The sequence below is a fragment of the Burkholderia sp. PvR073 genome, from assembly GCF_054055695.1.
The window spans coordinates 974,670-987,441 of record NZ_JBSRXO010000001.1 but is presented as its reverse complement, the minus strand read 5'-3'; the positions used below and the strand labels follow the sequence as shown (position 1 = coordinate 987,441).

Genomic DNA, 12,772 nt, shown 5'->3' with positions numbered 1-12,772 from the left:
GCCCGCTTACTTCACGGTCAGGCCGATGATCTGCCACGCGAACTTGGCTTCGCCGAGCGGCGTCTTCAGCTCGTCCGGATACTGGTCGCGCGGATACATGATCCACAGCGGCCCGTAGTTGTCGTTGCCGAGCACCTTGCCGTTCATCGTGCGCGCAAGGATCACGCCGTACTTGTCGGCATCCGACACGGGGATCGTGAACGTGTACTCATCGATGCAGCGGAACTCGATCTGCGTGCCGTGCGCGTCGACGGTCTTCAGCACGTCGGACAGGCGCGGGCCGGTGAAGGTCGCCTTCGGCGTCCAGCTCGTCGACGTGACGATCGTGTACTGCGGCAGCGCCATCAGTGCCTGCTCGGAAAAGACGAACGTCGTCTTGCCGGGCTGGTTGCTGCGGCCGATCTTGCCGTCGACGGTGAACGTGAACGACGCGGCCCAGCACGCGGCGGCCATGCCGAGCAGGCCGGCCGCGACCAGGCTCTTGATCCGGATCGTCGAGATTCGCATGTGTTTCCCCTCGGTCGTGTTCGTGTTCGTGTTCGTGTGATGGTGGGTGTTCGTTGTGGCCTCAGCTCGCGGCGGCGGCCGCGGCGGCCGGCAGCGCGATCTTCAGTTCGCGTGCGACTTCGGCGAACAGGATCGGCAGGCGCACCGGCTTTTCCTCGCAGCGCGCGTTGTAGTGCGACACGATGTGCGCGATCTCATCCTCGCTTGCCTCGCCGGTGGAGATCTTGCCGGTCAGCAGGAAGATCGGCGCGCCGCCGTTCTCGCTCGAGCGGATGCCGCACACGAGCTCGGCGGCCGTCTGGTCGCCGAGCATCCAGTCGAGGATGTAGCCGTCGAAGTCCTCGACTTCCAGCGCCTTGCGGAACGACGCGCCGTCAAAGTAAGGGACCGCATTCACGCCTTTCTCGATGAAGTATTCGCACACGGTTTCGGCGACGTCCTGCGAATCGTCGACCACCGCGATCCGCGCGGCATAGACGGTCGGCTGGCTCGAGCGCAGCTCGATGACGTCGACCGGATAGGTGCGGCCTTCGCGCGCGTGCCGGCGTTCGGTGACGATCCATTCGCCCTGCCACTGCAGCGCGACGAAATCCGTTTCGATCTGGCTGCTGGCCTTCGCCGAGATCGCCGCGCGGCAGCGAAAGCGGCGCGACTCGATCACGAGCGTCGCGTCGATCATCTCGGCGGCGGCCGGCTGCGTGCCCTTGTCGTCGAGCAGGATCGCGGGCGGCACGCCGAAGTGCGTCGCGATGTCCTGCAACTGCGACAGGTTCCACGGGATCAGGCCTTTCATCTTGCGCGTGACGACCGAGAAACTGAGGCCCAGCACGTTCGCGATCGTCGTGTTGTGACTGCGCGGCGGAATGCCGTTGCGCGTCAGCAGATCGCGCACCTTGGTGGCGGTGATGAGATCGACGTTGGCCTGCTCGCTGGTGGACATCTCGAAAGGGTCTCCTGGGTTTTAGCGACGAAGAGCATATTCAAAAGTGACGCGATACGCAAACTTTGAAATCGCGAATCACCTTGACATGCCATATTTCTCCATTATTATTGCTCACCACGTCACTATTGTTTGTCGCGTCAGGTTTGGAGACCGCTGTCCATAACAGTCGGCCCAGCGAAAGCGGCAGCCAGCGCGTGACTGAACGATTCGAAGAGAGAGCCTGAGAGAGCCTTGGACTGCGTGTCGGCGTTGGCGAATTGTATTCGCCTCGCCGCACGCAAACCGGGTGCGCGCTCGCGGGGGTGGGATAGCGCGAAGCAGTGCGGCGCAGATAAAACGTGGGGAACGCACACATGTATCGCCGTTTGCTGGCACCGGGGCTGCTGTTGCTGTTGGCCGCGTGCGCGCAGGATCCGTCCATTACCGGCAACACGGTGCGGATCTGCGATGACACAGGTTGTTCCGATCGCCCTAAAGATCAGGTGTCCTATCAAAAAAGGGCTGATGCGGACGACCGCGAAGATCCGCGCATCGTTGCGCTGAAGCAGGCCGCGAAGGCCCAGCCGAAGGCCGCCTACGACCTCGGCTTGCGCTATTTCCGCGGCGACGGCGTGCGCCAGGACAGCTATCAGGCGCTCAAGTGGATGCGCGACGCCGCCGAGCGCGGCGACCTGAACGCGCAGAAGGCGCTCGGCAGTTTCTACCTGTTCGGCCTCGAGGAGATGGGCTCCGATCCGCGCGAAGCGGACAAGTGGCTGTCGATCGCGGCGAGCCGCGGCGACAAGGAATCGAAAAAGCTGCTCGAGCTCGCCCGCAAGGCCAAGAAGGAAGACGAGGAAGACTGGAAATGGCGCACGCAATGGCGTGACGTCTATTACGGCTACTGGTACTCGGGCTATCCGTACTACGGCGTCTGGAATCAGACGTACTGGTACTACTGACCGGACCGACAGCAACGGGGAGCTGCAGCGGGGAGACCACCATCGCGCAGCCACGCCGGGGGGGCTTATCGAAGTTCGCACGAACATATAAGCCGAACAACGACTCTATCGATCGATAACGACATGAAGACCAACCTTTCCCAACGTCTCACTCAAGGTGCGCTGGTTGCAGCGCTTTGCGCGTCGGTCGCCGGCTGCGGCGGCGTGGTGACGCCCGGCGGCCAGAACGCGGGCGTGACCGGTGCCGCGGCGGGCGGCGCCAGCGCCGGCGCCGATACGACCCTGCAGCGCTGCACGTCGCCGCTGGGCACGATCGCCGTCGACGACGGCCGCAACGCCGACTGGTGGGGCCCGTTCGGCAGCGCGACCAAGATGACGACCATCGACCCGCTGCTGCGCCTGGCCGTGCAGCAGTCGAACTGCTTCGTGATCACGTCGATCGGCAACCAGAAGAGCGACGCGCGCCTGTCGCGCATCACGCAGCTGCAGCGCAACTCGGGCGAATACCGTACGGGCTCGAAGCAGCAGAAGGGCCAGCGCGTCGCGGCCGACTACTACATGGAACCGCAGATCGTGATCAACGATTCGCCGGTCGGCGGCATCGGCAGCATGATCGGCGGGCTGATCGGCAACAGCGCGGTCGCGGCGGTGGCCGGCCATCTGCAGACGAAGGCATCGGTCGTGACGCTGACGCTGTTCGACGTGCGTTCGGCCGTGCAGATCGCGGCGTCGGAAGGCAGTTCGACGGCGACCAACTACGGCGCGGCGCTGGGCGGATTCGGCGGTGGCGTGGGCGGCGCGCTCGCGGGCTTCTCGTCGACGCCGGAAGGCAAGGCGACCGTCGTCGCGTTCATCGACGCCTACAACAAGATGGTCGTCGCTCTGCGCAGCTACAAGGCGCAGGACGTCAAGGGCGGCCTCGGCCGCGGCGGCCAGTTGCAGGTCAACTGATGTTCCGGGCCGGCGCTGCCTGCCGCCGGCCGGTTGACGATACCTGACCTGCCGGTGCGCGGCGCCGTCCGCGCGTACCGGCTCCGTCGTCCTGTTTGCGTCGAGGTGATCCCGATGAAAGCCGCCGCATTGATTGCACTGACCTGTCTGGCGCTGACCGCTTGCGGCGGCGACGACAATTCCTCGCCCGCCGCGTCCGGCGGCGGATCGGGGGCGAGCAACAACGGCGGCAGCGGCGGCACGGGCAGCGGCGGGACCGGTGGCTCGGGCGGCTCGGGCGGCAGCACGCTGACGTGGCGCTACGATGCGCAGACGCCCGCGGCCGACGGCCCGAGCTTCCTGACGCTCCTCAACAGCGAAGGCGCGAAGGGCTATCGCTATCTCGGCGACTATTACTACGACGCGATCACCGGCGGGACGCGCTCGATCTTCGTGAACGACGGCACGGCGCAGACCTACACGTATCAGCTGCAATCGCCGCCGGCCGACTAGGCAGGCTTCCTCAGCCAGGCCAACGGCCAGGGTGCGAACGGCTACCGCTACGAAGGACCGTACGGTTACGGGTATGTCTACCGCAAGGACGGCGGTTCGTCGGCGACCTACACGTACACGACGACGGGCCTGCCGGCCGATCCGAACGCGTTCCTCACGCAGGCGAATGCCCAAGGCCAGTCGGGCTACTGGTTCCTCAGCGCGATGGTCGTCGGATCGGTGCAGGCGAACGTGTACATGAAGAACAACGCATCGAACGCGACCTATACGTACGATGCGCTGACCGCGGCCGGGAACATCAACGACTTCATCGCGCAGGCCAACAGCGAAGGCGCGAAAGGCTATCGCGCGAAGGGCGGGCAAGTGTTCGGCAGCACGATGTCGTGGATCTACGTGAAGGACCAGACGCAGTCGCCGACCTTCACCTACCAGTCGGCCACGACTCAGTCGAGCGGCGCGACTTTCGTGCAGCAGGCGAACGATTTCGGCGCGCGGGGCAATGCGTATCTCGGCGAACTGGCGTTCACCCTCCCGCCGACGGCAGCGATGCAGCAGGCGCCTTTCTATTTCAAGCCGGCGAACTGCACGGGTTTCCTGTGCACGACGCTGAATCCGCTCACGCAGAACTGAGCGGGCGCCGCCGACCCGGCGCGCATCGCGCGGGCCGCTCCTTGCCGGGCGTTCCGCCGGGCCGAAACGGGTACGTCGGATGCGCCGCATCGTCCGTAAATGCATCTCGTGCCGTCGGCTTGCCGGCGGAATTGTATTGGGGCGCGGACAGGGAGCGATGTCACGACTTGTCCGAGGGGACAAGACGTCATGGGAGATTGCGCCGCCAGGATTCGTTCGAGTTCAAAACAAGCATCGAAACAAATCGGACATGTACTAAAAGGATAATACACAACTGATTTTCGCTGTGTCGTTTGGCATGATCGGGATGTCTCTATCCCCAATGTATCCATCGTGACGCCCAGCCCGGCAGGGAATCTGCTGCATGTCCGCATCCCCGGGCGCCGTCACGCCGAGTCATGCCATACAGCACGCTTCAGTCCATTCGCCGCTATCAGAGCATTTCGATGTTCGGTGGCGGCATCGTCGTCACGATCCTGATCCTGATCGCCTGCGGGCTCGGGATCACGTCGATCGTTTACGGCTATCTGGACGGCGAGCGGCGCAATTTCCTGAACGGCGTCGAAGAGGCGGTCGACGAGGTGCAGGTGGCCGAGACGTCGTTCCGCAACGGCGTCGCGAATACCCAGCTGATCTGGCACGAGCTCGGCGCGGCGCCTCCCGACGTCGTGAACGCGTTCTTCGCCAACGGCCAGCAGTTCGCGATCAAGCCGTATCCGTCGCTCGTGGTCGGCGTGCCGGGGCAAACCGGGCAGCGCGACGAGGTGGCGCGCTATCTCGCGCTGTCGTTCCTGCTGTCGCGCATCGGCGCGGCGAGCTCACTCAATCGCGGGCGCACGCTCGAGGGCTACCACTACAGTACGCGCACGGGCGTGTTCGGCTTCGTGCCGCATCTGTCGCGCGACAATCCCGCGCTCGCGACGACCGAGGCGCGCGCGCGCGTCCTCGCGGCCCTGCATGTCGATTTCGACGGCCCGGCGCCGACCGACGGTCGGCCGCACGTTCGCTGGCTGCCGCCCTACATCAATCCCGTGACGGGGCAGGCGCGTATCCGGATCGCCGCCGAAGCGCGCGCCGACGGCCAGCCGTTCGCGGTGCTCGTCACCGAATACTCACCGGAATACCTGCTGTCATGGCTGCCCGGGCGCGGGACGGCCGGCGTGTTCTTCATCGCGTCGGCGGACAACCGGCTGATCACGATCGATCCCGGCGTCGAGCGGACCAACGCGCTGACCGAGCGCCTGCTGAACCTCGATGTCGCGCATCGCGACCAGGCGGCCGACGAGCCGCTCTTTCTCGACGGTGCGATCGTGTTCCGCTCGCGGCTCGCGGCGACCGGCTGGACGATCGCCTATGTGCTGTCGTGGGCCGACGTGGCGGCCGGCATCGGCGTGCAGGCCGGCGCGCTCGCGGCGTCGACGCTCGTCACGATCGTCGTGATGTGGCTGCTGCTCGTGCGATTCCACCGGCGCGTGCTCGTGCCGGTCTACGCACGTTCGGCGCGTGTGTTCGAGAGCGAGGCGCTGTGCCGCAGCGTGATCGCGATGGCGCCGGTCGGCATCGGCCTCGTATCGCTGTCCGATCGCCGCGTGATGCTCGCGAGCGACGTGCTGGCGCAGATGCTCGTCCCGCACGGCGGCGATCACCATGCGTTGGCCGCGCAGGCGCTGGCGCAATACGACGCGTTCGTCGCGAACGGCGGGGCAGGCCGCACGATGATGACCGAGCTCGTGCTCGATGCACACGGCGACGCGTCGCTGCATCTGGAGGTCATCGCGCACAGCGCGCGTTATCAGGGTGAGGACGTGCTGATCGCGGTTTTCGCCGACACGACCGCGCAGCGCCGGCTCGTGCATCAGCTCGAGGAAGCCGTGCGTGCGGCCGATTCGGCGAATGCGGCCAAGTCGTCGTTCCTCGCCGCGACGAGCCATGAGATCCGCACGCCGCTCAACGTGATCCTCGGCAACCTCGAGCTGCTCGAGCGCACGGCGCTTGATGCGGCACAGCACAGTCGCGTGCAGACGCTGCGTGCATCGGCCGAGGGCCTGCTCGCGATCGTCAGCGACATCCTCGATTTCTCGAAGATCGAGGCCGGCGCGATGACGGTCGAGTCGATCGAGTTCGACGTGATCGCGGTGATCGAGCGCGAACTGGCGGCGTTCGCGCCCGTCGCGAGGGCGAAAGGGTTGCCGCTGTTCGCCGATATCGATGCGAGCGCGGGGCAGCGTATGCGCGGTGATCCGACGCGGCTCGCGCAGGTGGTCGGCAACCTGCTGGGCAACGCGATCAAGTTCACCGGCGAAGGGCGCATCGTCGCGCGCGTGGCGGCGGGCCACGACGCGCGCGGGGAGCCCGAGCTCGCGATCGGCATCGAGGACACGGGCATCGGGATCGATCCCGCGCAACATGCCAGGCTGTTCAAGCCGTTCTCGCAGGTCGACGCGTCGATCACGCGGCGCTACGGCGGCACGGGGCTCGGGCTCGCGCTGTGCGATCGGCTGGTCGCGGCGATGGGCGGGTCGATTTCGGTCGACAGCGCACCGGGCATCGGCAGCCTGTTCACCGTGCGCTTGCCGCTGCGCATGGGCATTGCGCCGAAATCGCCGGTCGGTGCCGGCGACAGCCGGACGCTGATCGTCGTGTCGCCGGAGGACGCGTGGCGCGCGTTCGCATTTCCGCATCTGCGTGCATGGGGTTTCGATGTCGCGATGCATCCGAGTCCGATCGGGATAGCCGCCGGGTGCCTCGTGCGTGCTCATGCGATCGTGCTCTTCGGCGATTCGGACCAGTGGCGGCGCGAGGAGCTCGACAGTCTCGGCGGCGGCACGCCGGTCGTCCTCGCCACGCCGGATGGTCCGCTGCAGCCAGACGTCGCGGGTCGCACGATCCGCGTGTCGAGCTATTCGCTGAACGGGCTGCGCACGGCGATCGAGCAGGCGCGCGTCGCGACTGCCGGGCAGCGGCCCCCGCCGGCCGGTGAAGCCGGTGACGGCCAACCTGTGGCGGCTTCCGGCCCACGTGTGCCGCGCGTGCTGGTCGCCGACGATGCGTCGGTCAACGGGTCGATTTTTCGCGAGCAACTCGACGTGCTCGGCTGCGCGGTCCGGTGCGTGTCGTCCGGGGGGGCCGCGCTCGATACGCTCGCGAACGGTGCATGGGACGTGCTGCTGCTCGGCGCCGACCTGCCCGACATGTCGGCCGGGGAACTGGCGGAAGCCGTCCATGCGCGCGCGCTGCCATGCGACATGATCGTCGTGGCATCGCATCTGGCACCCGACGACGCGCAGCGTTACGCCGCATCGAACGTCGAGTGCGTGCTGACGAAGCCGGTGACGCTGGCCGACCTGCGTCGCGCTGTCGCGCGCGTCGCTCGACAGCGCGGGATCGCGTTTTCCGCCGTCGCGGCGGACGAACGGCCGGCGTCGAGAGCAATGGCCGCCGCGGTGGCCCACTGGCCGGGAAGATAAAAAAGCGACGCCATGGCGGCATAGATCGCCCAGCGTTCAAAACGGGGAAGGCAGACACGCCGCATCGCATAGATGCCGCGTGATTTCGACTGAAGAAGGAAGGGTAAGGCCGTGCGCTATATGGGAAAGGTGTTCGGGCTGCTGCTTGGATTTGCGACGCTGCCGGAGAAATCCAGACGGGATTTCCTCACGAAGCTGAATGAATTCATGATGATGTCGCCGTCGCAGAAGCGGCGGGCCATCACCGAGTGGCAGCATGTCGCGGACGAAGGGTCGGGCGAACCGGACAAGTCCGTGGCAAAACGTTAGGCAGCGGCCAAGGCCGTTTCGCGGGACGGGATGGATCGACGGTATGGGGAAGGCCGTCGATCGGATGTGCGTGGGCGGCGGATCGGCGAACGTGCCTGCCGTTGCGATGCCGTGTCCGGGCCTCGTGGACGGCGCGCCGGCGGTTGCGTCGAAGCCCGGCGGGCGCGGTCCGGCGCAAGCGGCCGCACGTCTATTTCTCGCGGCGACGCGGAACCCGTCTATTATCTTAAAATTACGCTGCGCACCGCCCGATTCGCAGAACATCGCAACGCGACCGTGTCGCGAGATGGATTCGAATCCCGGCGCGTCGCACAACATCGCACGTCGGGCCGCGTGTATCGGGAGAAGAATATAGATGGATGAATTTTTTGTGCGAGTGATGGTGGCGGACGATCATCCTTCGTCCGCACTCGGGATGTCGCAGGCACTCGCGGGCAGCAGCACGATCAAGCTGCTCGGCACTGTCTCGAATTCGACCGACCTGGTGGCGATGCTCGACGTACAGCAGAGCGACGTGCTCGTCGTCGATTACGTGATGCCGGGCGGCAAGTATGGCGACGGTCTCGCGTTGTTGTCGTTTCTGCAGCGTCGCTATCCCGCGCTTCATCTCGTGACGATCACGATGATCGACAATCCGAGCGTGCTGCATGCGATTCAGCGGCAGGGCGTCGGGTGCATCCTCAGCAAGTCCGATGCGATTTCGCATCTGGTCGGCGCGGTTCACGCGGCTTATGTCGGGGCGAATTATCTGTCGCCGTTCGTCAAGCAATTGCTGGCGGGCACCGAGACGTCGACGGGCACGCGCACGCTGACGGCCCGTGAAATCGAGGTCGTGCGACTTTACGGCGCCGGCCTGACGGTCGGCGAGATCGCCGTCCAGCTTCACCGGAGCAAGCAGACGATCAGTTCGCAGAAGTCGAGCGCGATGAAGAAGCTCGGCATCGTCCGCGACGCGGACCTGATCCGCTATGCAAGCGAGGGCCAACTGCCCGAAATGCCCGGGACCAATGCGTAGACCGGCAACCGGCGGGCAGCACCGAGTGACCCGGACGGCGCATGACGCCGTGCCGGCGTCGAGTCGACTTCGATGGTCCGTATGCCCACCAAACTGAAAGCGCTGATTGCGCACGCCACCGCCGCCGCCGCCGCGGGCCGCAAGTCGTTCGAGCCGGGGCGCGTGCGCCGCCAGCAGCAATGGCTGCTGTACGGAAGCGGCGCGGCGATCACGGTGTTCGTGCTGGTCTGCACGGCACTTGTCGCGCGACTCGACTTCCAGGAATCGCTTGCGCAGTACCGGTCGGGGTTCCTGGTACGCAAGGCCGAACTGCTGGCGGAAATGGAAGTGGTCAGGGCCCTCCAGAATCGCTACGTCGAAAACCTCGAGCTGCTAGCCAAGCATGGCGCGAGCGTATCGCCTGATACGTTCGGGCGGTTTGTCGACACTCACGGCAGGATGGTTGCCGTCGGCCACGTGGGGCGTGTGGCGTTTGCAGCTTTCGCTGTCGCTTCGTCATCGCAACCTGCGAACGCTTACGCGCCGTTGCTTCTCAAGTTGCTCGCGCAGGGCGAGGTCACGGGCAACATGCCGCCGCAACAGGCCGGCGATCCGGGAATGGGCGCGTATATCATCGATCCGGACGGCAATTTTGTCATGGTGACGGGGTATCCGCTGGTCAAGCAGGTGCTGGCCCTGCCGGCCGGCTTCGACATCAAGGCATTGATTCGGCAATTGCAACCGCCGCCCGACTTCGTGTCGATGGCGACGGCATCGGATAGCCGGAAGATTTTGCTCGATCGACGCGACGATCCGCTGACCGGACGCTCGACTCTGCGGTTCGCGCAGGCGGTGCGCGACCCGCAGGGCAAGCCGGTTGCATGGTTCGTCGTGATCAGCCGGCCGGAGATCGACAATTTTCTGCGTTCTTCGTCCGCCAGCAAGGATTACGCGCTCGTCAGCCAGGCGGGGCAGGTTCTGACCGGCCGCGAGGTCGCCCCCGCGCTGACGGCCCGTGCGCTCGACTATGCGCGCAAGGCGGGCAGGGAACAGGCGGTCCCCCATCGCGTCGGCATGAATATCGTTATCGGCGACCGAATGCCGGAGTTCCGCGAGGTGTTGACCGCGACCTTCTCGTGGCGCAGCTTGTTCGATGACGTGGCCGCCCGCGTGGGTATCGCAATCGGTCTCGCGCTGCTGGCGATCGGAACGGTGTGGGTCGCGATCGTCATGTTCGACCGACGCGCGTTGCGCCCGGCGAACCGTCGTGCAATCCGGCTGATCGAAAGCGAGGCGCTGAACCGCACGCTGATTCGCACGGCGCCGGCCGGTCTGATGCTGCTGTCGCTCGCCAACGGCGACACTATGGTGCGCAACGAGGCGGCGCAGGCCTACGGCGACGATGCGGTGGCGTCGCTCGGCAAGCGCATCTGGCAGGCCTATCACCGTAATATTGCGGGTGGCCGGGCGCCGCGCGTCGTCACGCACGAATTGTCGGTCGGCCTCGCCGGCGGCGGCACGACCTATCTCGCCGCGCATATCGTCCGTACGCGCTATCGCGGCGTCGATGTGTTGCTCTGTACGCTGACCGACATCACAGCGCGCAAGCAAATGGAAGACAAACTGCGCGAGGCCCGGGAGGCGGCGGACGATGCGAACAAGGCGAAGTCGACGTTCCTCGCGACGATGAGCCACGAGATCCGCACACCGCTGAACGCGATCGTCGGCAATCTGGAATTGATGGAACGCGCACCGTTGCCGGCCGAGGAGCGGCGACGCCTGCAGACGGTGATGTCGTCGTCGGATGCGTTGCTGCGCGTGATCAACGACGTGCTCGATCTGTCGAAGGTCGAATCGAACCAGATGGTGCTGGAGGCCGTGCCGTTCGATTTGTGTGCGGTTCTGCGCGACGTCGCGGCGATTTTCCATCCGCTTGCCGCGGCCCGGCACCTCGCGCTCGAATGCAGGATCGATCCGCGGCTGGCCGACGGCTATGTCGGCGACCCGACTCGCCTGCGTCAGATCGTGTCGAATCTCGTCAGCAACGCCATCAAGTTTACCGAGCGCGGCAGCGTGACGATCGAGGCACGACCGACAGGCGCCGTCGGTCAAGCGCATGCCGTCGAGGTGGTGGTAAGCGACACCGGTATCGGCATCGCGCCGGAGAGTCTGCCGACGTTGTTCGACGTGTATGTCCAGACCGATGCATCGATTTACCGGCGCTTCGGCGGCACGGGGCTCGGGCTGCCGTTGTGCCGGCGCCTCGCGCGGCTGATGCATGGCGACCTGGCGGTCGAAACCCGGCCGGGCCACGGCGCGACGTTCATCGTGTCGTTGCCGCTGCCCGATGCGCCGTCCGGATGGCGTGTCGCATTCGACGAAACGGCATCCGGCGCATCGTCGTTGCCGGCATACGCGGACGACGAGACCCCGCTGCGCGTGCTCGTCGCGGAGGATCATCCGGCGAGCCGCGCGCTGCTGCGCGATCAGCTCGATGCGCTGCAATGCGACGCCATGCTCGTCGCGAACGGTGTCGAGGCGATGCGCGCGTTCTTCGCGCATCCGTTCGACGTCGTGCTGACCGATCTCGGCATGCCGGAACTCGACGGCTTCGCGCTCGCGAACTTTCTGCGCGAGCAGGGGGCGAAAGTGCCGGTGATCGCGATGACCGCGCATGCGACCGACGAAGACCGTCGCCGTTGCCTGCAGGTGGGTGTGGCCGAGATCGTGCTCAAACCGTTGGCGATCGATGCGCTCGAGACCGTGTTGCGGCGGCACGGGATGCGTGGCGCGGGGGGGGGCGGTCCAATCGGCTGATTCCGGCGGTTCGGCGCCGCTGCCGATGACCGACGAGATCCGCGAGAAATTACGAGCCGCGACGCTGCAGTCGCTTGCGGTGATCGACGATGCGCTGTCGCGCGGCCATGCCGGCCCGCTCCGGATTGAACTGCACTCGATGCGAGGCGGCTTCGCGCTGGCCGGCAATACTGACGCAATGGACGCCTGTGCCGCCATGGAGCGGATCGTGAACGAGGGCGGAGCCGAGGCGCTCAGGGATCGATGGGCCGCTTTCCGGAGTGAAATGGTGCGGCAACTCGAATGCTGACCCCGGGCGCGGCCGCTCGGTGCTTGGGCCAAGTCTGGCCGGAGACCACGCGTGGTCGGGCTACTGGTAACTCATCGTGAAGATTGCGACGGCATCGCTGCTTTCCGCTGTCGTGTTGCCGGTCCGGACATAGTGTGCGGTGAGAGGCATGTTGACGCCTTGGTTGTCGGTTTCCGTAACGAGTCGTTGATTCGGGCTGCGGGCTGCGGGCTGCGCTCGAGTCCGGGCCGCAGAAGACTGGCGTCGACTAATTCATGATCCGTACGCCGACGCCTTTCGCCACGGAACCGGGAGGTCGGCTAGCGCTTCGGCCCGAGTACCGGCATGGGTCGCGTCGGTCAGCGTGATGAACATCCGGGTCGTTGCGCCCTGGGTGCCGTCCGCGCACTGCAGATTGATCGCGAAGTTCCGAGCAGGTCCGACGCCCTTTCG

7 protein-coding genes and 2 pseudogenes are annotated in these 12,772 nt (G+C 65.9%); 7 read left to right on the top strand and 2 right to left on the bottom strand.

The features are described 5' to 3' along the window. Window positions 1-6 precede the first annotated feature (6 nt). Together ACVK00_RS04340 and ACVK00_RS04335 are read right to left on the bottom strand one after the other, a co-directional pair. The gene (locus ACVK00_RS04340) at window positions 7-507 is read right to left on the bottom strand and encodes a molybdopterin-dependent oxidoreductase (RefSeq protein ID WP_006760898.1); all 501 of its coding nucleotides are present in this window, start codon (window positions 505-507) and stop codon (window positions 7-9) included. A gap of 61 nt (window positions 508-568) precedes the next feature. Further along, entirely contained in the window at window positions 569-1,447 is an 879-nt protein-coding gene (locus tag ACVK00_RS04335; protein ID WP_284888637.1) for a helix-turn-helix domain-containing protein, read from the bottom strand. 356 nt (window positions 1,448-1,803) lie between these two features. On the opposite strand from ACVK00_RS04335, the gene ACVK00_RS04330 reads away from it, so the two are divergent. The 7 genes and pseudogenes from ACVK00_RS04330 (at window position 1,804) to ACVK00_RS04300 (ending at window position 12,340) form a co-directional block, all read left to right on the top strand. Beyond that, window positions 1,804-2,391 (top strand): tetratricopeptide repeat protein, encoded by a 588-nt coding sequence (locus ACVK00_RS04330; protein ID WP_228908841.1) that lies wholly within the window; start codon window positions 1,804-1,806, stop codon window positions 2,389-2,391. 123 nt (window positions 2,392-2,514) lie between these two features. Then, window positions 2,515-3,342: a penicillin-binding protein activator LpoB gene (locus ACVK00_RS04325; protein WP_228908842.1), complete on the top strand. Its 828-nt coding sequence runs from the start codon at window positions 2,515-2,517 to the stop codon at window positions 3,340-3,342. A gap of 114 nt (window positions 3,343-3,456) precedes the next feature. Further along, a pseudogene (locus ACVK00_RS04320) lies at window positions 3,457-4,464 on the top strand (hypothetical protein). A gap of 398 nt (window positions 4,465-4,862) precedes the next feature. After that, on the top strand, window positions 4,863-7,931 hold the full coding sequence (locus ACVK00_RS04315; RefSeq protein WP_284888638.1) for an ATP-binding protein: 3,069 nt from the start codon (window positions 4,863-4,865) through the stop codon (window positions 7,929-7,931). Window positions 7,932-8,051: 120 nt separating this feature from the next. Further along, entirely contained in the window at window positions 8,052-8,240 is a 189-nt protein-coding gene (locus ACVK00_RS04310) for a hypothetical protein (RefSeq protein WP_284888639.1), read from the top strand. Between the two features lie 355 nt (window positions 8,241-8,595). Beyond that, a complete protein-coding gene (locus ACVK00_RS04305) occupies window positions 8,596-9,255 on the top strand; it encodes a response regulator (RefSeq protein ID WP_228908845.1) in 660 nt (219 codons plus the stop codon). A gap of 81 nt (window positions 9,256-9,336) precedes the next feature. Further along, window positions 9,337-12,340, top strand: a pseudogene (locus tag ACVK00_RS04300) (ATP-binding protein). The last annotated feature ends 432 nt before the right edge of the window (window positions 12,341-12,772 follow it).